Source organism: Streptosporangium sp. NPDC053982 (genome assembly GCF_055585205.1).
Window position 1 is genome coordinate 403,406 of record NZ_JBVJKQ010000004.1, and the last position, 20,976, is coordinate 424,381.

The 20,976-nt window shown below is 72.0% G+C and carries 18 protein-coding genes; 15 read left to right on the forward strand and 3 right to left on the reverse strand.

From position 1 onward, the window contains the following. Nucleotides 1-33: 33 nt before the first annotated feature. The 10 genes from ACZ6W9_RS09295 to ACZ6W9_RS09340 all read left to right on the forward strand — a co-directional run bounded on the left by ACZ6W9_RS09295 (nt 34) and on the right by ACZ6W9_RS09340 (nt 11,486). Nucleotides 34-1,317: a cation:proton antiporter gene (locus tag ACZ6W9_RS09295; protein ID WP_389969821.1), complete on the forward strand. Its 1,284-nt coding sequence runs from the start codon at nt 34-36 to the stop codon at nt 1,315-1,317. A gap of 11 nt (nt 1,318-1,328) precedes the next feature. Next, a complete protein-coding gene (locus ACZ6W9_RS09300; protein WP_470117156.1) occupies nt 1,329-2,486 on the forward strand; it encodes a GNAT family N-acetyltransferase in 1,158 nt (385 codons plus the stop codon). Between the two features lie 142 nt (nt 2,487-2,628). Beyond that, nucleotides 2,629-3,222, forward strand: coding sequence for a crossover junction endodeoxyribonuclease RuvC (ruvC, locus tag ACZ6W9_RS09305; RefSeq protein ID WP_362934327.1), 594 nt, complete (start codon nt 2,629-2,631; stop codon nt 3,220-3,222). Then, nucleotides 3,219-3,839 (forward strand): Holliday junction branch migration protein RuvA, encoded by a 621-nt coding sequence (gene ruvA, locus ACZ6W9_RS09310; RefSeq protein WP_362934285.1) that lies wholly within the window; start codon nt 3,219-3,221, stop codon nt 3,837-3,839. The genes ruvC and ruvA overlap by 4 nt, the downstream gene beginning before the upstream one ends. Nucleotides 3,840-3,852: 13 nt before the next feature. Continuing rightward, on the forward strand, nt 3,853-4,914 hold the full coding sequence (ruvB, locus tag ACZ6W9_RS09315; RefSeq protein ID WP_362934288.1) for a Holliday junction branch migration DNA helicase RuvB: 1,062 nt from the start codon (nt 3,853-3,855) through the stop codon (nt 4,912-4,914). A 228-nt stretch (nt 4,915-5,142) separates the two neighbouring features. Continuing rightward, nucleotides 5,143-5,517: a preprotein translocase subunit YajC gene (gene yajC, locus ACZ6W9_RS09320; RefSeq protein WP_362934291.1), complete on the forward strand. Its 375-nt coding sequence runs from the start codon at nt 5,143-5,145 to the stop codon at nt 5,515-5,517. A gap of 84 nt (nt 5,518-5,601) precedes the next feature. Continuing rightward, on the forward strand, nt 5,602-7,410 hold the full coding sequence (secD, locus tag ACZ6W9_RS09325) for a protein translocase subunit SecD (RefSeq protein ID WP_389969816.1): 1,809 nt from the start codon (nt 5,602-5,604) through the stop codon (nt 7,408-7,410). Next, nucleotides 7,410-8,465: a protein translocase subunit SecF gene (gene secF / locus ACZ6W9_RS09330; protein ID WP_389969814.1), complete on the forward strand. Its 1,056-nt coding sequence runs from the start codon at nt 7,410-7,412 to the stop codon at nt 8,463-8,465. The genes secD and secF overlap by 1 nt, the downstream gene beginning before the upstream one ends. Nucleotides 8,466-8,530: 65 nt before the next feature. Continuing rightward, the gene (locus ACZ6W9_RS09335) at nt 8,531-9,049 is read left to right on the forward strand and encodes an adenine phosphoribosyltransferase (protein ID WP_470117159.1); all 519 of its coding nucleotides are present in this window, start codon (nt 8,531-8,533) and stop codon (nt 9,047-9,049) included. A gap of 238 nt (nt 9,050-9,287) precedes the next feature. Then, on the forward strand, nt 9,288-11,486 hold the full coding sequence (locus ACZ6W9_RS09340; protein WP_362934303.1) for a RelA/SpoT family protein: 2,199 nt from the start codon (nt 9,288-9,290) through the stop codon (nt 11,484-11,486). A 174-nt stretch (nt 11,487-11,660) separates the two neighbouring features. Here ACZ6W9_RS09340 and ACZ6W9_RS09345 read toward each other — a convergent pair whose 3' ends face one another. Next, on the reverse strand, nt 11,661-12,911 hold the full coding sequence (locus ACZ6W9_RS09345) for a DUF349 domain-containing protein (protein WP_389969810.1): 1,251 nt from the start codon (nt 12,909-12,911) through the stop codon (nt 11,661-11,663). Nucleotides 12,912-12,949: 38 nt separating this feature from the next. Next, nucleotides 12,950-13,807: a peptidylprolyl isomerase gene (locus tag ACZ6W9_RS09350; RefSeq protein WP_389969808.1), complete on the reverse strand. Its 858-nt coding sequence runs from the start codon at nt 13,805-13,807 to the stop codon at nt 12,950-12,952. Between the two features lie 148 nt (nt 13,808-13,955). On the opposite strand from ACZ6W9_RS09350, the gene ACZ6W9_RS09355 reads away from it, so the two are divergent. Genes ACZ6W9_RS09355 through aspS form a run of 3 tightly spaced genes read left to right on the forward strand, consistent with a single transcriptional unit; the run spans nt 13,956 to nt 17,671 of the window. Then, on the forward strand, nt 13,956-14,669 hold the full coding sequence (locus ACZ6W9_RS09355; RefSeq protein WP_362934312.1) for an MBL fold metallo-hydrolase: 714 nt from the start codon (nt 13,956-13,958) through the stop codon (nt 14,667-14,669). Nucleotides 14,670-14,672: 3 nt separating this feature from the next. Next, nucleotides 14,673-15,938 (forward strand): histidine--tRNA ligase, encoded by a 1,266-nt coding sequence (hisS, locus tag ACZ6W9_RS09360; protein ID WP_362934315.1) that lies wholly within the window; start codon nt 14,673-14,675, stop codon nt 15,936-15,938. Further along, entirely contained in the window at nt 15,935-17,671 is a 1,737-nt protein-coding gene (gene aspS, locus ACZ6W9_RS09365) for an aspartate--tRNA ligase (protein ID WP_389969806.1), read from the forward strand. Before hisS ends, aspS begins: the two co-directional genes overlap by 4 nt. 200 nt (nt 17,672-17,871) lie before the next feature. Here aspS and ACZ6W9_RS09370 read toward each other — a convergent pair whose 3' ends face one another. Then, complete coding sequence (locus ACZ6W9_RS09370; protein WP_389969804.1) at nt 17,872-18,747, reverse strand: peptidylprolyl isomerase; 876 nt, start codon at nt 18,745-18,747, stop codon at nt 17,872-17,874. A 223-nt stretch (nt 18,748-18,970) separates the two neighbouring features. Here ACZ6W9_RS09370 and ACZ6W9_RS09375 point away from each other — a divergent pair, with 223 nt between their 5' ends. Both ACZ6W9_RS09375 and ACZ6W9_RS09380 read left to right on the forward strand, forming a co-directional pair. Then, on the forward strand, nt 18,971-19,510 hold the full coding sequence (locus ACZ6W9_RS09375) for a hypothetical protein (protein WP_470117163.1): 540 nt from the start codon (nt 18,971-18,973) through the stop codon (nt 19,508-19,510). 117 nt (nt 19,511-19,627) lie between these two features. Then, on the forward strand, nt 19,628-20,938 hold the full coding sequence (locus ACZ6W9_RS09380) for a replication-associated recombination protein A (RefSeq protein ID WP_470117165.1): 1,311 nt from the start codon (nt 19,628-19,630) through the stop codon (nt 20,936-20,938). Nucleotides 20,939-20,976 lie beyond the last annotated feature (38 nt).

Sequence of the window (20,976 nt, forward strand, 5' to 3'; positions counted from 1 at the left end):
ACCTAAATAAATGAGGGCATATGCCGCCCTACGATGCCGAACCCTGACCTCATCTTCGCCGTGGCGGGCGTCGCCGCCCTGTTCGCGGCGATCCTGCCGCGCCTGCTCAACCGGCGTGCCTTCTCGCTGCCGCTGGCCTGCCTGATCGGCGGCGCGCTGCTCTACCTCCTGCCCCTGGACCTGCCCGAGCCCGACCCGGTGGCACACCGGGCGCTGCTGGAGCACGCCACCGAGATCTGCGTCCTCATCTCGCTGATGGGCGCCGGGCTGGCGATCAACCGGCCCTTCGAGCCGCGCCGCTGGACCTCCACCTGGCGGCTGCTGGGCTGGACGCTCCCGCTGACCGTCGGCGCCGTCACGCTGGCCGTCCACGGCCTGCTGGGCTGGCCGTGGGCCGCCGCGCTGCTGCTGGGCGCGGTGCTCGCGCCGACCGACCCGGTGCTCGCCTCCGACGTGCAGGTCGGCGAGCCCGTCGACTCCGAGACCGACGACGACGAGGTCCGCTTCACCCTCACCTCCGAGGCCGGGCTCAACGACGGCCTGGCCTTCCCCCTGGTGTTCGCCGCGATCGCGCTGGCGGCGGCGGGCGGCGGCCTGGAATGGACCGGGGAGTGGGTGCTGGTGGACCTGCTCTACCGGTGCGGGGCGGGCGTCGTGGGCGGCCTGCTGGCCGGCAAGGCGCTGGGCCGGCTGTTCTTCCGCGCCCAGGTCTCCGACCTGCGGCTCGCCGAGCATCGCGACGGCTTCGTGGCGCTGGCCGCGACCTTCCTCGCCTACGGCCTGACCGAGCTGGTGCACGGCTACGGCTTCATCGCGGTGTTCGTGACCGCCTGCACGATCAGGGCCGCCGAGCGCACGCACGGCTACAACGCCGTCCTGCACGGCTTCATCGAGCAGATCGAGCGGCTGTTCACCGCCTGGCTGATCCTGCTGCTCGGCGGGTTCGTGGCCACCGGCGGCCTGGCCGCGCTCACCTGGCGGGGCGCGGCGGTCGGCCTGCTCCTGCTGCTGGTGATCCGCCCGCTGACCGGGTGGCTCGCCACGCTCGGCGGCCGGCCGGGGCCGCGCGAGCGCGGCGTGATGGCCTTCTTCGGCATCCGGGGCATCGGCTCGCTGTTCTACCTCGCCTACGCCCTCGGCCAGGCCGACTTCGGCGTGCCCGCGGAGGAGCTGTGGGCGGTGGTGGCCTTCACCGTGCTGGCCTCCCTGGTGCTGCACGGCGTCACGGCGACCCCGGTGATGACGCGCCTGGACCGCCTGCGCGGCCACCAGGAGCCGGACGGGGCCGATGAGCGCTCCCCGGAGCGCACGGCCTAGGTTGGGGGACCGTGGAAATACGTGAGCTGACCGCCGGCGATCTCGACGCGGCGCTGGACAACCGTGTCCGGGCCTTCGGGCCCGTCCCGGAGGGCGAGGCGGAGCCCTGGCGGCGCGGCGTCCTGCCCGCCGTGGAGGAGGGCAGATACCTCGGCGCCTTCGACGGCGCCCGCCTCGTCGCCACGACCCGCATCGAGGACTTCACCCAGTGGTGGCACGGCAGGCCGCTGCCCATGGGCGGCATCGCCTCGGTCACCGTCGCCCCCGAGGACCGGGGCCGCGGCGTCGGACGGATGATCATGCGGGCCGCCCTGGACCGCTGCGCCGCGCTGAGGCTGCCGGTCTCGGCACTGTACCCCGCCACCACCCGCATCTACCGCTCGCTCGGCTGGGAGCACGCCGGAGCCCTGCACCGGGCCGTGCTGCCCACCGAGGGGCTGCGCTCGATCCGCACGACCGGCGACGTCCCGCTCCGCCGTACCGGCCCCGGGGACGCCCGCGCGCTGGGCGAGGTCATCGGGCGCGTCCACGCCGCCACCCGCGCCTCCGGGCCGGTCCGCCGGAGCGAGGCGGACGTGCGCCGGTGGCTGGAGAGCACCCGCGACTTCGTCTACCTGGCCGAGGACGGCTTCGTGGCCTACGGCTGGGACGGCCCCGACATCGCGGTCACCGGCCTGGTCGCCGGCTCGGAGGCCACGGCCAGGGCGCTGTGGGCGCTGGTCGGCTCCTCGTCCTCCGTCGCCAAGAAGGTCCGCGCGGTCGTCGCCCCCGACGACCCGGTGTTCTGGCTGCTCGGCGAGCGGGCGAACGACGAGGTCGCGCAGAGCCGCTGGATGTTCCGCGTGGTGGACCCGGCGGCGGCCGTCGCCGGGCGCGGGTTCCCGGCGGGCGTCACCCTCGACGTCGTGGTCCACGTCGACGACCCCGAGCGGCCCGCCTCCTCCGGGCCCTGGCATCTGGCGGTCTCCGGCGGCTCCGGTACGGCCCAGCCCGCCGGGACCATCCCGGGGACGGCCCCCGCCCTCACCGCCGGGGGCCTCTCCGCGCTGTTCGCGGGCGTGCCGGCCGCCACCCTGCGCCGCGCGGGCCTCCTCACCGGGCCGGCGGACGCCGACGACGCCCTCGACGCGGCCTTCCACGCCCGGCCGTACATGACCGACTCGTTCTGAGCGCGCCGGCCACGGGACAGGGTGGGACGGTGACGGCGGCGAGGGCGGTTCGATGGCCGTGCGCGCCCTGTCCGCAGACGGTAGAGTCGGGCACCGAACAGGTGTTCGGCGAGCGGAAGGCGTGCCGGTGCGGTTGCCCGAACTGCGGGTGATGGGGGTCGATCCGGGGCTGACCCGGTGCGGGCTCGGAGCGGTCGAGGGGCGCCCCGGGGCGCCGCTCCGCCTGGTCAAGGTCGGGGTGGTGCGCACCCCCGCCGACGACGAGATCGGCGCCCGGCTGGTGGCGATCGAGGCCGGCATCGAGCGCTGGCTCGACGAGATCGAGCCGGACGCCGTGGCCGTGGAGCGCGTCTTCGCCCAGCACAACCTGCGCACCGTCATGGGCACCGCCCAGGCGTCGGCGGTGGCGATCCTGTGCGCCTCCCGCCGTGGGCTGCCGGTGGCGCTGCACACCCCGTCGGAGGTCAAGGCCGCGATCACCGGCAGCGGCACGGCCGACAAACGCCAGGTCGGCACCATGGTGACCAGGCTGCTGCGGCTCGACGCCATGCCCAAGCCCGCCGACGCCGCCGACGCGCTCGCCCTGGCCATCTGCCACGTCTGGCGGGGCGGCGCCCAGAACAGACTGGCCGAGGCGGCCGCGCGGGCCACCGGCGCGGGCGGCGGGGTCACCGCCGCCGCGTACTTCCGCGGGCGGGGCAGGCCCGCCGGATACTCGAGAGGAACGACGAAGTGATCGCCTCGGTGCGAGGACGGGTGGCCGCGATCGCCCCCGACGGAGCGGTGGTCGAGGTCGGCGGCGTCGGCGTGCTGGTGCACTGCACGCCCGGCACACTGGCGGCGCTGCGCGTGGGGGAGGAGGCCCGGCTGGCCACCTCGCTGGTGGTGCGCGAGGAGTCCCTCACGCTGTACGGCTTCGCCGACGACGACGAGCGGAGGATCTTCGAGCTGCTCCAGGCGGCCAGCGGGGTCGGCCCGAAGGTCGCGCTGGCGATGCTCGCCGTGCACACGCCCAACGCGCTGCGGATGGCCGTGGCCGCCGCCGACGTCAAGGCGCTGACCCGGGTCCCCGGGGTGGGCCCCAAGGGCGCCCAGCGGATCATCGTCGACCTCAAGGACAAGCTCGGCACACCCGAGGAGGCCGTCAGCGCCGCCCTCAACGGCGGCCCGGCCGTCCCCGCCTGGCGCGAGCAGGTCCACTCCGGCCTGGTCGGGCTGGGATACTCGGCCAAGGACGCCGACGAGGCCGTCGCGCTCGTCGCGCCCCAGGCCGACGCCGAGACGGCCCAGGGCCGCGCGCCCCAGGTGGCGGCGCTGCTCAAGGCCGCGCTGCGCGTGCTGAGCGTGCGGTGAGGGGGGAGACGCCGTGAGCTTCGAGCGGGAACTCGTCTCGGCCGACGCCGAGGGCGACGAGCGGCTGGTCGAGGCCGCGCTGCGGCCCAAGCGGCTGGAGGAGTTCATCGGCCAGGCGCGGGTGCGCGAGCAGCTGTCGCTGGTGCTGCAGAGCGCGCTGCGGCGCAACCGGCCGCCCGACCACGTGCTGATGAGCGGCGGCCCCGGTCTCGGAAAGACCACCCTCGCCATGATCATCGCCACCGAGCTGTCGGCCCCCATCCGGATCACCTCCGGGCCGGCGCTGGAGCGGGCCGGTGACCTCGCGGCCATCCTCTCCACATTGTCGGAGGGCGAGGTGCTGTTCATCGACGAGATCCACCGGATGGCCCGCCCCGCCGAGGAGATGCTCTACCTCGCGATGGAGGACTTCCGGGTGGACATCGTGGTGGGCAAGGGGCCCGGGGCCACCGCGATCCCGCTGGAGGTCGCCCCGTTCACCCTGGTCGGCGCCACCACCCGGGCCGGCCTGCTGCCCGCGCCGCTGCGCGACCGGTTCGGGTTCGTCGCCCACATGGACTTCTACGACGCCGGTGAGCTGGAGCTGGTGCTGCACCGCTCGGCGGCGCTGCTCGGCCTGGAGCTGCCCGGCGACGCCGCCCGCGAGATCGCCGGGCGCTCCCGCGGCACGCCCCGCATCGCCAACCGCCTGCTGCGCCGGGTCCGCGACTTCGCGGAGGTGCGGTCCGACGGCGTCGTCACCCGCGACGTCGCCGCGGCGGCGCTGAACCTCTACGAGGTCGACGCCGAGGGGCTCGACCGGCTCGACCGGGCGGTCCTCACCGCGCTGCTGGGCAAGTTCGGCGGCGGCCCGGTCGGCCTGTCCACCCTCGCGGTCGCGGTCGGCGAGGAGCCCGAGACGGTCGAGGTGGTGGCCGAGCCGTTCCTGGTGCGCCAGGGGCTGCTGGCCCGCACCCCCCGCGGCCGGGTGGCGACCGCCGCGGCATGGCTCCACCTGGGGCTCGTCCCGCCGCCGGACGCCTTCGGCGCCCCGCCGGCGTCCGCTGATCTCGGGGATGACCCGGGCTCGATGTGACGTTGGGATTGCAGAGGGAAACTCCGCGGGGTCAATCACAGATCGATGACAACGATATCGAAATGGGAACTTCCTTCGGAGCCCGTTCGTGGGTTCGTTGCCGCGCTCCTAACAGCTCGCCTAAACTCCGTGGCTTGGCTGGCTGTGTAGGCTGACGTGCTGAGCGGCGTGCCCGTTATACGACGTCCGGCGCCACGCCGGTCATTTCTGAGCGTAAGGAGCGGCCCCATGGGCGGCAGCAGCGGTTACTCAAGCCTCATCATGATCGCGTTGATGGTCGTGGTGTTCTACTTCCTGCTCATCCGGCCGCAGCGCAAGCGGCAGCAGGAGCAGGCCCAGATGCAGAACTCCCTGGCCCCGGGAGCCCGCGTCATGACGACGACCGGCCTGTTCGCGACCGTCACGGCCATCGACGCCGACGACGTGATCCTGGAGGTCGCCCCCGGCGTCGAGACCCGGTGGGTCAAGGCCGCGATCGGCCGCGTCCTGACCCCGGTCGACGACACCGCCTCCGATGACGTCGAGTCCGCGGGCGTCGTGGAGGACAATGAGGTGGAGACCGTTCAGCCGAAGAGCGACAACCAGGACTCGCAGCAGAAGTGAGCAGGCTCGCCATCCATCCCCTATAGCCGAAAGAACTGACGACCAGTGGCCCGACCGACCAGCGGCCAGAGCAAGCCGGGGCGCATGCTCCTGGCACTTCTGGCACTCATTCTCGCCATGGGCGGGGTGATGGCCCTCAACAAGGCGTTCACCCCCGAGTATGGCCTCGACCTCGCAGGCGGCACCACGGTGACGCTGACGCCCGTCACGCCCAACGGCGGGGCTCCCTCCCAGGAGAGCCTCGACCTGGCCGTGAACATCATCCGTGACCGGGTGAACGGCAACGGCATCTCCGACGCCGAGGTCGTCAAGTCCGGTGACAACATCGTCATCTCCGTCCCCGGAGCCGGCCAGGAGGAAGTCGTCAAGCTGGTCGGCACCACCGCGGAGCTGCGTTTCCGCCAGGTGCTGGCGGTGGGGGAGGGCTCGCCCGCGCCCCCGGGGCAGATGCCCACCCAGGCGCCGACGCCGTCCACCGCCCCGTCGGACGGCAAGGCCACCGACGGTGGCACGGGCTCGACGCCGGCCCCGACGAGCACCGCCCAGTCCAGCCCGAGCGCCTCGCCCACCGGCCGGGCCCTGTCGTCGGCGCTGACCGCTCCGGACCCGTCGGCGACCCCCTCCGCCGAGGCGGGGGCGAAGAAGGCCGCGCGCGACGGTGACAAGGCGAAGAACGCGGACAAGGCCGAGGACGGCGACAAGGCCGCCGACCGGGCCGCGCGCCGGGCGGCCAGGAACGCCGCGGCCCCGTCCGCCACCCCGAGCCCCAGCGCGACCCCGCCCGCGGCGAACGACCCGCTGGCCGGCGTCGACACCACCGGCGTCGACCCCAAGGCCCTCGAACGGTTCAAGACGCTCGACTGCGCCAAGGACAAGGGCCAGGGCGCCCAGGACGCGCCGGACCAGCAGTACGTCGGCTGCAGCCAGGACGGCTCGGCCAAGTACATCCTCGACAAGGCCGCCGTCACCGGCACCTCGATCGACAAGGCCACCTCCGGCGTCGACCAGACCACCGGCGAGTGGCTCGTCCAGCTCTCCTTCAAGGGCCAGGGCCCGCAGCAGTGGTCGAAGGTCACCACCACCGCCTTCAACTCCCAGCCGCCGCGCAACCAGGTCGCGATGGTGCTGGACGGCGTGGTGATCTCCGCGCCGGTCATCCAGGAGCCCATCACCGGCGGCCGGGCCCAGATCTCCGGCAACTTCACCCAGGTGACCGCCGACGAGCTGGCCAACCAGCTCAAGTACGGCGCGCTGCCGCTGAAGTTCAAGACGGACTCCATCGAGGAGGTCTCCTCGACCCTGGGCGCCGACCAGCTGCGCGGCGGCCTGATCGCCGGCGCGATCGGCCTCGGGCTCGTGCTGGTCTACTCGCTGCTCTACTACCGCGGCCTGGGCATCGTCTCGGTGCTGAGCCTCGTGGTCGCCACGATCCTGACCTACGAGTCGGTGGTCGTCCTCGGCGCCACCGCGGGCTTCCGCCTGTCGCTGCCGCACATCATCGGCCTCATCGTCTCGATCGGCATCACTGCGGACTCGTTCATCGTCTACTTCGAACGCATCCGCGACGAGATGAAGGAGGGCCGCCGCTCGCTGCGGGCCGCCGTCGAGGTCGCGTGGGCCCGAGCCCGGCGCACGATCCTGATCGCCGACGCGGTCATGTTCATCGCCGCCGTGGTGCTGTACTTCCTGGCCGTCGGCGGTGTGGCCGGCTTCGCGTTCGCGATGGGCCTGACCACGCTCATCGACATCGTGGTGGTGTTCATGTTCACCAAGCCGTTCGTCGCGCTCCTCGCCAGGAGGAAGTTCTTCGCCAAGGGCCACAAGCTCTCCGGCCTCGACGCCGAGCGCATGAGCCAGAGCCCCGCCGCCCCGACCGTTCCGCAGGAGGCCTGATGTCCGGCATCGCGCGCCGGCTGTACCGCGGCGAGGTCAACGTCGACTTCGTCGGCCGCAGAAAGCTCTGGTACGGCCTGTCGGCCCTCCTCCTGGCCATCTCCATCGTCGGCCTGATCGTCAACGGCCTGAACCTCGGCGTGGAGTTCAAGGGCGGCTCGGTCTTCTCCTTCAAGGCCCCCTCGGCGACCATCGAGCAGGTGCGCGGCACCTTCGAGGACGCCGGGGCGCACCAGGTCATCGTCCAGGAGACCAACAACGGCTGGAGGGTCACCACCGAGAGCCTGCCGGCCCAGGAGGTCACCAAGACCCAAAAGGCCGCGGCGGACGACTACGGCCTGGGGCAGAACGACGTCACCGTCCAGGTCATCGGCGGCTCGTGGGGCGGCCAGGTGGCCAACAAGGCCGTCATCGGCCTGATCGTCTTCATGCTGGCGATCATCCTGTACCTGACGGTGGCCTTCGAGTGGAAGATGGCGCTGTCGGCCATCGTGGCGCTCTTCCACGACCTTGTCATCACCGCCGGCGTGTACGCCTGGTCCGGCTTCGAGGTCACCCCGGCGACCCTGCTGGGCTTCCTGACCATCCTCGGATACTCGCTGTACGACGCGGTCGTCGTCTTCGACATGATCAAGGAGGTCACCGCCAAGCTCGGCACGACCTCCAAGATGACCTACACCGAGGCGGCCAACAACGCGCTGAACCACACGCTGATCCGGTCGCTGAACACCACCCTGGTGGCGATCCTGCCGGTCGCGGCGATCCTGTTCATCGGCACCACGCTGTTCGGCGCGGGCACGCTGAAGGACCTGTCGCTGGCCCTGTTCGTCGGCATGATCGTCGGTACCTACTCCTCGCTGTGCGTGGCGACGCCGCTGCTGGTGACGCTGAAGGAGCGCGAGCCGCGCTACCAGGCGATCGCCCGCCGGGTCGCGAGCCGCGGCACCGGGACCGCCCCCGTCAAGGGCGCCCGCCAGCCGGTCGCGGCGGCGGCGGCCAACGGCTCCGGCTCGGCCGGCTCCGTGGCCGACGGCGACAAGCGCAAGAAGAAGTAAACCCACCCAGATGGCGCCTCCGCTCCCGTCCCCCGGGAGCGGAGGCGTTTTCATAAGGAAGTGACATGAGCGACCTGCGCACCCTCATCCTCGGCCGGATCCGCGACGTGCCCGACTATCCCCAGCCGGGCGTGGTCTTCAAGGACATCACCCCCCTGCTCGCCGACCCCGAGGCGTTCGCCGCCGTGGTGGACGAGCTGGCCTGCGCGTACCGGGTGGACAAGATCGTCGGTATCGAGGCCCGCGGGTTCATCCTGGCCGCCCCGGTGGCGCACAAGGCGGCCGCGGGGTTCGTCCCGGTACGCAAGAAAGGCAAACTTCCTGCGGAAACGCTTGAGGAGTCCTACGATCTGGAGTACGGCTCCGCTGTCATCGAGGTGCACCGGGACGCCTTCGCCCCCGGCGAGCGGGTCCTGATCGTCGACGACGTGCTCGCCACCGGCGGCACGGCGCGTGCGGCGGTGGAGCTGGTCCGCAGGGCGGGCGCCGAGGTCGTCGCCATCGCCGTGCTCATGGAACTGGCCTTCCTCAACGGGCGGGAACGACTCGACGACGTCGAAGTCCGTTCCCTGGTGATCGTCTGATCCGACCCCGGTGGGGCAGGGTTCCTGACATGTCTGGATACACTGGAGGATCTGGACTCGAACGTGAGGAGTCTGAGTGCCCCGTGATGTGGTCGTTCCCGACGTGACCGCCGATGGAGGCGGGCCCGAGGAGGCCGCCCCGGCAGGCGGTGCCGGTTCCCCCATGTCCGGAGCCACCGAGGAGAAGCCTGCCGTACGACGCAGGATCGCACGCTTTGGGGGGCAATGGAGTGGCGCCATGAATCCGGTGCTGGAGCCGTTGTTCCGCACGGTCCGCGCGACGCATCCGAAGGCGGACCTGCGGCTCCTTGAGCGTGCCTACGACGTGGCGGCCTACCACCACCGTGATCAGAAGCGCAAGAGCGGGGACCCGTACATCACCCACCCCCTGGCGGTGGCGACGATCCTGGCCGAGCTGGGCACCGACGACGAGACCCTGTGCGCCGCGCTGCTGCACGACACCGTCGAGGACACCGCCTACGGCCTGGACGAGCTGCGGGCCGACTTCGGCGACAACATCGCGCTGCTGGTCGACGGCGTCACCAAGCTCGACAAGGTCAAGTTCGGTGACGCCGCCCAGGCCGAGACCGTCCGCAAGATGGTCGTGGCGATGTCGCGGGACATCCGGGTCCTGGTGATCAAGCTCGCCGACCGGCTGCACAACATGCGGACCATGCGCTACCTGCCCGAGCACAAGCGGCAGCAGAAGTCCCGCGAGACCCTGGAGATCTTCGCTCCGCTCGCGCACCGGCTGGGCATGAACACGATCAAGTGGGAGCTGGAGGACCTCGCGTTCGCCATGCTCTACCCCAAGCGCTACGACGAGATCGCCCGCATGGTGTCGGAGCGGGCCCCGCGCCGTGACCTGTTCCTGCAGGAGGTCATCGAGAGCGTCTCCAAGGACCTGCGCGAGGCCAAGATCCGCGCGGTGGTCAAGGGCCGGCCCAAGCACTACTACTCGGTCTACCAGAAGATGATCGCGCGCGACGTCGCCTTCGACGACATCTACGACCTGGTGGGCATCCGGGTGCTGGTCGACACGGTCCGCGACTGCTACGCCGCCCTCGGAACGATCCACGCGCGATGGAACCCGGTGCCCGGCCGGTTCAAGGACTACATCGCGATGCCCAAGTTCAACATGTACCAGTCGCTGCACACCACGGTCATCGGCCCCGAGGGCAAGCCGGTGGAACTGCAGATCCGCACCCACTCCATGCACCACCGGGCCGAGTACGGCGTGGCCGCGCACTGGAAGTACAAGGAGGACATGACGGCCTCCGGCGCCCCGGGGACGAAGCTGAAGCCCGCCAGCGACATGGCCTGGCTGCGCCAGCTCCTCGACTGGCAGAAGGAGACCGCCGACCCCGGCGAGTTCCTGGAGTCGCTCAGGTTCGACCTGTCGGTCTCGGAGGTGTACGTCTTCACCCCGCGGGGCCAGGTGATCGCCCTGCCCGAGGGGGCGACGCCGGTCGACTTCGCCTACGCCGTGCACACCGAGGTCGGTCACCGCTGTATCGGCGCCCGGGTCAACGGCCGCCTGGTGCCGCTGGAGTCGCGGCTGGGCAACGGCGACACGGTGGAGATCTTCACCTCCAAGTCGCCGGACGCCGGTCCCTCGCGTGACTGGCTGAAGTTCGTCAAGTCGGGCCGGGCCCGCAACAAGATCCGGCAGTGGTTCTCCAAGGAGCGCCGCGAGACCGCGATCGAGGCGGGCAAGGAGGCCATCGGCCGGGCCATGCGCAAGCAGGGGCTGCCGCTGCAGCGCCTGATGTCGGGGGAGTCGCTGCTGACCCTCGCCAGGGACCTGCGTTACCCCGACGTCTCCGCCCTGTACGCGGCCGTCGGCGAGGGCCACATCGCCGCCCAGGCGGTCGTGCAGAAGCTCGTGCACTCCGTCGGGGGAGTGGACGGCGCCGAGGAGGACATCGCCGAGGTCTCGGTGCCGACGAAGCTGCGGGGCCGTCCCCGCGGCGGCAGCGGCGGCGCGGGCGTGGTGGTCGCGGGCGACTCCGACGTGTGGGTGCGCCTGTCGCGCTGCTGCACCCCGGTGCCCGGCGACGACATCCTCGGTTTCGTCACCCGCGGGCACGGAGTGTCGGTGCACCGCACCAACTGCCCCAACGGGGATCAGCTGAAGACCCAGCCGGACCGGCTGGTGGAGGTGTCCTGGGCGTCGGGGAGCGACTCGGTGTTCCTGGTGGCGCTCCAGGTCGAGGCGCTCGACCGGCCGCGGCTGCTGTCGGACGTCACCCGCACCCTGTCGGACCAGCACGTGAACATCCTGTCGGCGTCGGTCACGACGTCCCGCGACCGGGTGGCGATCAGCAAGTTCACCTTCGAGATGGCCGACCCCAAGCACCTCGGGCACGTCCTGAAGGCGGTGCGCAACATCCCCGGCGTCTACGACGTCTACCGGGTGAGCGGCGCCGGCTCCTGACCGCCGCCCCGGGGCGTGTCCGTCCCGGGCGCGGAGAGGGAGCCGGCCCCGGGCCGTCGCACGGGCACGAGCCGACCTGACGGGCCCGCTCGGGCTCTGTCACGCGGACGGGGGCCCGTACAGCCGAACCGGGCGCCCCGCGCGGGGACACCCGGTCACGTGCCGTGCGGGAGGTCAGGAGAACTCGGCGAGCGTGCGCTCGGCCTCCTCCAGCCAGGAACGACGGGCTTCCAGGGCCTCCTCGGCGTCCTTGACGTCCTTGTCCCGGCCCGCAGCCCTGGCCTTGGCCAGGCGGGCCTCAAGCTGCTCGATCGACCGGTGGAGCTGGTCGACCGTGTTCTGGGCGCGGGCGCGGGCCTCGGGGTTGGAGCGCTTCCACTCCGCCTCCTCGGCCTTGCGGACCGCCTCGTCGATGCGGCGCAGACCGCCCTCCAGGCGGTCGCGCTGCTCCCGGGGGACCGGACCGGCGGCCTCCCAGCGCTCCAGGAGGCCCCGCAGGGTCGCCCTGGCCGACCGGGCGTCGGAGACCGGCAGGATCTTCTCCGCCTCGGCCAGGAGCTGCTCCTTGACCTCGGCGTTGGCCGCGAGCGAGGCGTCGCGCTCGGCGAAGACCGCCGAGCGGGCCTGGAAGAACTGGTCCTGGGCGGCCTTGAACCGGCCCCACAGCTCGTCCTCGACCTCGCGGGAGGCCCGGCCCGCGGCCTTCCACTGCCGCATCAGCTCGCGGTAGGCGGCGGCCGTCCCGCCCCAGTCGTCGGAGGAGGCCAGCGCCTCCGCCTCGGTGACGATCTGCTCCTTGGTGGAGCGCACGCCCTCCCGCTGCTCGTCCAGCCCGGCGAAGTACGCCTTGCGCCGCTTGGCGAAGGCCGTCCGGGCGGCCGACAGCCGCTTCCAGAGCGCGGCCTCGGTCACCCGGTCGATGCGCTCGGCGGTCTTCCACTCCTCGATGAGCTGTCGCAGCCGTTCGCCGCCGCTCTTCCAGTGCGTGGTGTCCTCGGCGATCCGCTCGGCCTCGCCGACGATGCGCTCCTTGACCGCCCTGGCCTCGGCTCGGGCCACGTCGCGCGCGGCCTTGACCTCCTCGCGGCGCTGGGCGACCGTCTCCGTGAGGGCGTTCAGGCGGCCCAGCAGCGCGTCGAGGTCGCCGACGGCGTGCGCGCCGGTGATCGCCTCACGCAGCTTGACGATCGTCGCCTCCGCCTGGGCCGGTGGCAGGTCGGTGCCGCGGACCCGCTGCTCCAGCAGCATGACCTGCCCGGCCAGCTCGTCGAACTTGCGATGGAAGTAGGCGAGTGCCTCTTCCGGCTCGCCGGCCTGCCAGGACCCGACGGCCCGTTCTCCCTCAGCCGTACGCACGTAGACGGTGCCGTCGTCGTCTACCCGGCCCCACGGGTCGGTGCTCACCGTGTCCTCCCGCACTTTCATCAGCCTTTCGAGGCTAACCGCATCTTGGTTGTATTACGTCAGCTCTTGCCGGACATTGTCACGTTTTTGATTTCGACGGTTTCCTTCGGAGCCCCGGTGCCGTCGGGTCCCGGCGTGATGACGCCTCCCTTGTTCACCTCGTCGATGATCTCCATTCCCTTCGTGACCGTACCGAACGGCGTGTAGTTCGGGGGGAGCTGGGTGTCGCCGTACACGATGAAGAACTGGCTGCCGTTGGTGTCGGCGCCGCTGTTGGCCATGGCCACGACGCCGCGGGTGTACTTGGCGCCGTCGAGGTTCTCGTTGACGAAACGGTACCCCGGCCCGCCCTGGCCGTCGGTCTGGCTCTTGCCGTCGGCCTTGGCGAGGGGGTCGCCGCACTGCAGCACCGGGAACTGCTCGGAGCCCAGCCGGTGGCACTTGGAACCGTTGAAGTAGTCCTTCTTCGCCAGGAAGGCGAAGGAGTTGACCGTGCACGGGGTCTTGTCGGCCGACACCTGGATCACGATGTCGCCACGGTTCGTCTTCAGCGTCATCGCCTTGGGCGAGGTGTCCACCTTGGCCGGCGGCATGCCGACGTTCTTCGCCGCCCCCTCGGTGTCGGGGACGTAGCCGCAGGTGCCGGTCGCCGGGTCGAAGGCGGCGGGCTTGGGGCCCTCGCTCGCGCTCGTGGCGGGGCTGGGGCTCCCCGACGCCGACGCGGCGGAGGTGGCGTCCGAGTCACCGCCCCCGATCAGGGCGATCGCGGCGACCACACCGCCCACCACCAGCACGACCCCGGCGGTGGTGCCGATGACCGCGACGCGCTTCGCCCTGGTCTCACGCTCGGTGCGCCGCTTCATCTGCCGCTCGTAGTGCTCGCGTGCCAGCTGCTTCTGGCGGTCCTTGCCGCTCACCGCTTCGCCCTCCCGAGTGCCGGAGTGTTACTTATTGAGGTGGGCGAATCGTATCGGCCAAAGGGTGATGGTTCGCAGCCCGGCGACCCGCACCGGTACCCTTCGGTTACATTCCCATCCGTATTCTTGACGAGATCGGCTGAGGCAGATGCTCATCGCCGGCTTTCCCGCCGGGTCGTTCCAGACCAACTGCTACGTCGTGGCTCCCGCCGCCGGCGAGGAGTGCGTGGTCGTCGATCCCGGGCAGAACGCGGTCGCCGACCTCGACGACGTGCTGCGCGAGCACCGGCTGCGGCCGGTCGCGGTGCTGCTCACCCACGGGCACGTCGACCACATGTGGTCGGTCGCCCCCGTCTGCGGCGCCCGCGACGTCCCCGCGTGGATCCACCCCGAGGACCGCGACCTGCTGTCCGACCCCGGCAAGGGGCTGCCGCTCGCGGCCAGGCAGCAGTTCTTCGGCGGGCTGACCTTCACCGAGCCCGACGACGTCCGCGAGCTGGCCGACGGTCAGGCGCTGGAGCTGGCGGGCATGGAGATCACGGTCGACCACGCCCCCGGCCATACCAGGGGGTCGGTGACCTTCAGGCTGCCCGCCTCCGGGGAGATCCCGGACGTGATGTTCTCGGGCGACCTGCTGTTCGCCGGCTCCATCGGCCGCACCGACCTCCCGGGCGGCGACCACCCGACGATCCTGCGCAGCCTGGCGGCCAAGTGCCTGCCGCTGCCGGACGACACGGTGGTCCTGCCGGGCCACGGACCACAGACCACGATCGGCCGCGAACGCGCCACCAACCCGTATCTGGCGGAGCTCGCCGGGCGGGCCGGGACGGCGCCGGGAGCGGGACCCACCAGGGGACTATAAGAGATGACTCTGCAGGCGCCGAAGGGCACCTTTGACTGGCTTCCACCCCGTTCGGAGGTGGCGCTCGCCGTACGTGAGGCGCTGACCGCCCCGGTCCGCCGCGCCGGCTACGGCTACGTCGAGACCCCCGTCTTCGAGGACACCGCGCTGTTCGTCCGCGGGGTGGGCGAGTCCACCGACATCGTCTCCAAGGAGATGTACACCTTCGCCGACAAGGGCGGCCGCTCCCTCACGCTGCGGCCGGAGGGCACCGCCTCGGTCGTGCGGGCGGTCCTCCAGCACGGCCTGCACAACGGCCAGCTGCCGGTGAAGCTCTGGTACTCCGGCAGCCAGTTCCGCTACGAGCGGGCCCAGAAGGGCCGCTACCGCCACTTCTGGCAGGTCGGCGCCGAGGCGCTGGGCGCGGAGGACCCGGCGCTCGACGCGGAGCTGATCGTGATGGCCGCCGACGGCTACGCCGGCCTGGGGCTGACGGGCGTGCGGCTGCTGCTGAACACGCTGGGCTGCCGGGAGTGCCGTCCCGCCTACCGCGCGGCGCTGCAGGACTTCCTGCGCGCGCTCGACCTCGACGAGGCCACCAGGCAGCGCGTCGAGATCAACCCGCTGCGCGTGCTCGACGACAAGCGGCCCGAGGTGCAGGCGCAGCTCGCCGGCGCCCCCCTGGTCGTCGACCACCTGTGCGAGGCCTGCAAGACCTACCACGAGGAGGTCCGCGCGCTGCTGACCGCCTCCGGCGTGACCTACGCCGACGACCCGAGGCTGGTCCGCGGGCTCGACTACTACACGCGCACCACCTTCGAGTTCGTCCACGACGGGCTGGGCTCGCAGTCGGCGGTGGGCGGCGGCGGCCGCTACGACGGCCTGAGCGAGATGCTCGGCGGCCCGGCCCTGCCGAGCGTCGGCTGGGCGCTGGGCGTCGACCGCACCGTCCTGGCCATGGAGGCCGAGGGGCTGCTCGGAGCCGGGGAGGCCGCCTCCCGCGTGCAGGTGTACGGTGTGCCGCTGGGTGAGGAGGCGCGCCGCCGGATGTTCCTGCTCATCACCGAGCTGCGCCGCGCGGGCCTCGACGCCGACATGTCGTTCGGGGGCAAGGGCCTCAAGGGCGCGATGAAGGGCGCCGACCGGTCGGGCGCGGGCTACGCCGTGATCCTCGGCGAGCGTGATCTCGCGGCCGGGTCCGCCCAGGTCAAGGACATGGCCAGCGGTGACCAGACCGCCGTGCCGCTCGCTGAGATCGTCGAGACTCTGAAGGAGAGACTGAGGAAATGATCCGCACGCACGAAGCGGGATCACTGCGCAAGGAGCACGCGGGCGAGCAGGTGACGCTGGCCGGGTGGGTGGCGCGCCGCCGCGACCACGGAGGCGTGGTCTTCATCGACCTGCGCGACGCCTCCGGCTCCTCCCAGGTGGTCTTCCGCGAGGAGGACGACGCGCACGGCCTGCGCGCCGAGTACTGCGTCAAGGTCGTCGGCGAGGTGCGGGTCCGTCCCGAGGGCAACGAGAACCCCGACCTGCCGACCGGCGGGATCGAGGTCGTCGCCTCCCGGGTCGAGGTGCTCAGCGAGGCCGCGCCGCTGCCGTTCCCGGTCGAGGGCGCCGCGGGCGTCTCGGAGGAGGCCCGGCTCAAGCACCGCTACCTCGACATCCGCCGCCCGCAGGTCGCGCAGGCCCTGCGGGTCCGCTCCCGGGCCACCTACCTCGCCCACGAGGTGATGCACGAGCACGGGTTCAACTACATCGAGACCCCGACGCTCACCCGCTCCACGCCCGAGGGCGCCCGCGACTTCCTGGTCCCGGTCCGCCTGCAGCCGGGCAGCTGGTACGCCCTGCCGCAGTCGCCGCAGCTGTTCAAGCAGCTCCTCATGGTCGCCGGCATGGAGCGCTACTACCAGCTCGCCCGCTGCTTCCGTGACGAGGACCTGCGCGCCGACCGCCAGCCGGAGTTCACCCAGATCGACGTCGAGATGTCCTTCGTGGACCAGGACGACGTCATCGCGCTGGGCGAGGCGCTGATCGGCCGCGTCTGGAAGGAGATCGCCGGCTACGAGCTGCCGACGCCGCTGCCCCGGATGACCTACGCCGAGGCCATGTCGCGCTACGGCTCCGACAAGCCGGACCTGCGCTTCGGCCAGGAGCTCGTCGAGATGACGGAGTACTTCTCCGCCACCTCCTTCCGGGTCTTCCAGGCCCCGTACGTCGGCGCCGTGGTCATGCCGGGCGGCGGCTCCCAGACCCGCCGGGAGCTCGACGCCTGGCAGGAGTGGGCCCGGTCGCGCGGCGCCAAGGGCCTCGCCTACGTCCTCGTCGGCGAGGACGGCACGCTCGGCGGCCCGGTCGCCAAGAACCTCTCGGAGAGCGAGAGCGCCGGCCTGGCCGGGAAGGTCGGCGCCGCCCCCGGCGACGCCGTCTTCTTCGCGGCCGGGAAGCCCTCGGAGGCCCGCGACCTGCTCGGCGCGGCCCGGCTGGAGATCGGCCGCCGCTGCGGGCTGATCGACGAGTCGCAGTGGAGCTTCCTGTGGGTCGTCGACGCCCCGATGTTCGAGGAGGACGGCGAGGGCGGCTGGACCGCGGTGCACCACCCGTTCACCGGTCCCAAGCCCGAGTGGGCCGACAACTTCCAGGACCATCCGGCCGAGGCGCTGGCCTACGCCTACGACATGGTCTGCAACGGCATGGAGATCGGCGGCGGCTCCATCCGGATCCACCGCGCCGAGATGCAGCAGCGCGTCTTCGACGTGCTGGGCATCTCCAAGGAGGAGGCCGAGGGCAAGTTCGGCTTCCTGCTGGAGGCGTTCAAGTACGGCCCGCCGCCGCACGGCGGCATCGCCTACGGCTGGGACCGCATCTGCATGCTGCTGTCCGGCGGCGACTCCATCCGCGACGTCATCGCCTTCCCGAAGACGGCCTCCGGGTTCGACCCGCTGACCGGCGCGCCCACCCCGATCACGGGTGCGCAGCGCAAGGAGGCCGGGGTGGACGCCAAGCCCAAGGGCGAGGCGTAACCTCCGCGCGGCACACGGCAGGGCCCCGGACGGATCACCCGTCCGGGGCCCTGCTCGTGCGCGGGGCCGTACGGGCCCTCCGGCGGGATCTCCCCGGGCCGTTCCTCCCGCGTCGCGACGCCGGGCCCGTACGGCCTCCGAGGGCTCTCACGACGACGGCGGCCGCCCCGCGCGGGGCGGCCGCCGGCCCTCCGATCCCGCTAGGAGACCTTCACGTTCTTGATGATCACCGGGAGCTTGGGCGCGGTGGAGCCGCCGTCACCGGTGATGTCGTCGGGGTTGGTGATCCAGCCGCCCTGGGAGATCTTCTCCAGGACCTCCATGCCCTTGGAGACCGTGCCGAACGGCGTGTACGCCTTCTCCAGCTGGGTGTTCTCGTCGCCCAGCGAGAACCAGAACTGGCTGCCGTTCTGGTTGGAGGCGTCCGCCGGCTGGGCCAGCGAGACCACGCCCTTGGCGTACGGCATGCCGAGGTTCTCGTCGTCGAAGACGTAACCCGAGCTGCCCTGGCCGTCGGTGGGGTTCTTGCCGTCGCCCTTGGCCTGCGGGTCGCCGCACTGCAGCAGGGCCACGCCGGAGTTCTCCGGGGTGGCCAGGCGGTGGCACCTGGTGCCGTCGTAGAAGTTCTTCTCGGCCAGGAACGCCAGGGAGTTCACGGCGCAGGGGGCCTGCTGCGTCATCAGGTCGATCACGATGTCACCCTGGTTGGTGGCGATCGTCATGGTCTTGAGCTTGAGGTCGGGCTTGCTCGGCGGCATGCCCACCTTCTTGGCGGGCACGCCGCTGGTGTCCTTGCGATAGGTGCAGGTCACCTTGCCGGGGGCGGCGGCCGGGATGGTCGGCGTCGCCTGGGGCGCCGCGGTCGAGGGGGCCGGGGAGGAGGCGGCCGCGGGCTCGGGATCGTCTCCTCCCGTGAAGGCCGCGACGCCGACCACACCCGCGGCGACGACGGCCACGGCGACACCGGCGCCGATGAAGGTGTTCCGCTTCGCCTTGGCCGTCGCCTGCTCGGCACGTTGAGCCTGCCGCTCCTTGTGCTCCCGCGCCAGCTGGCTCTGGCGGTCCTCGCCGCTCACCGCTATGTCCTCCAGGTTTGCCGTCTCATTACCTCTGACTGGCCGAAAGCGTACCGGCCCCCGGGTGTGCTGGACGTAAGTGACGAGGGTTAACGATGGTGATAAGTGGGAAATCAGGTGCTTTGTCCTGCTGTGTTGCGCAGCTTCCCCACGATAGATTCCGATCTCCGACGCCGGCGTCCGGCCTCGGACAGAGCGGCGACCCCCACGACCGGAGCACCACATGTTCGACGAGATCCTCGGCCTGCCAGCCCACCCCCTGCTCGTCCACGCCGCCGTGATCGCGGTCCCGGTCCTGGCGGTCCTGGCGGTCGTCTACGGGCTGGCGCCCCGTACGCGCACCGCGCTCGGCTGGGCGGTGGCGGCGCTGGCGGTGATCGCCCCGGCCGCAGCCTTCGTCGCCAAGGAGAGCGGCGAGTCGCTGGAGCACCGGCGCTTCGCCTCGGCGACAGGACCGCTGGCCCAGCGCATCGCCGAGCACGAGGAGTTCGCCGACCCCCTGCTGATCGCCGCCTTCGCGCTGGGTGCGCTCTCGCTCGTCCTCCTCTACCTCGTGCGCCGCGGCGGGAACGCCGGTGACGGCGGCCATCGCAACGGCGACGGCGACGGAAACGGCGACGGAAACGGCGACGGCGGCCACCGTGTCGGCGGCCGCGCGGTGACGACGTCCGTCGCGGTGCTCACCGCGGTCGTGGCCGTCGTGGCGGGCTACTACGCGGTGCGGGCCGGCCACAGCGGCGCCGTCGCCGTCTGGGGGGACTGAGCGGGGCTCCGCCCCGGGCCCGCGGCTTCGGCGACCGTACCCCCGGCACCTCCCGATGCTCCCCGGTCCCGGGGCTCCCCGGCCGCCGGCCGCGCGCCCTGACGGTACTGTCGAGGCGTGGACAGCCTGTTCGACTCGGTGGCGGAGGAAGCCCATCGGGGCCACGAGCCCCTGGCGGTGCGGATGCGCCCGCGCGGCCTGGACGAGGTGATCGGCCAGCGCCACCTGCTGGGCCCCGGCACGCCGCTGCGCCGGCTCGTCGAGTCCGAGGCCCCGATGTCGCTGTTCCTGTGGGGCCCGCCCGGCACGGGCAAGACCACCCTCGCCTACGTCGTCGCCGGCGCCACCGAGCGCCGGTTCGTCGAGGTCTCCGCGGTGTCGGCGGGCGTCAAGGAGGTCCGCGCGGCCATCGAGTCGGCCCGCCGGGAACTGGGCATGTCGGGCCGGCAGACGGTCCTGTTCGTGGACGAGGTGCACCGCTTCAACAAGGCACAGCAGGACGCCCTGCTGCCCGCGGTGGAGAACCGCTGGGTCACCTTCATCGGGGCGACCACCGAGAACCCGTTCTTCTCCGTCATCTCGCCGCTGCTGTCACGCTCGCTGCTGCTGACGCTCGAACCCCTGTCCGACGACGACGTCGAAAAGGTGCTGGAGCGCGCCGTCGCCGACCCGCGCGGCCTGGACGGGAAGGTGACGCTGGCGCCGGAGGCGGCCGGCCACCTCGTACGGCTGGCCGGCGGCGACGCCCGCCGCTCCCTCACCTACCTGGAGGCGGCCGCGCTGATCGCCGACGGCGAGATCACCGTCGAGACGGTGGAGCGCGCGGTGGACAAGGCCGCCGTGCGCTACGACCGCCAGGGCGACCAGCACTACGACGTGATCAGCGGCTTCATCAAGAGCATGCGGGGCTCCGACGCCGACGCCGCCCTGCACTACCTCGCCCGCATGGTCGAGGCGGGCGAGGACCCCCGGTTCATCGCCCGCAGGATCGTCATCTTCGCCTCCGAGGACGTCGGCATGGCCGATCCCACCTGCCTGCAGGTCGCGGTGGCCGCGGCCCAGGCGGTGGAGTTCGTCGGCCTCCCCGAGGGGCGGCTCAACCTCGCCCAGGCCGTGATCCACTGCGCGCTGGCCCCCAAGTCCAACGCCGTGATCACCGCCGTCGACGCCGCCGCCGCGGACGTGCGGCGCGGCGACATCGGCCAGGTCCCCGCCCACCTGCGCGACTCCCACTACGCGGGCGCGGGGAAACTCGGCCACGGCGAGGGCTACAAGTACCCCCACGACTTCGAGCACGGCCTGGTCCGCCAGGACTACGCCCCCGCCGAGATCCGCGACCGCCGCTACTACCGGCCCACCCGGCACGGCGCCGAGGCCGGCTTCGCCGACCGCTGGGCGCGGATCCGGTCCTTCCTGCGCGGACGGTAGCGCACCGCCCGCCGTACGGCCGCCCTGCCACGGCCCGC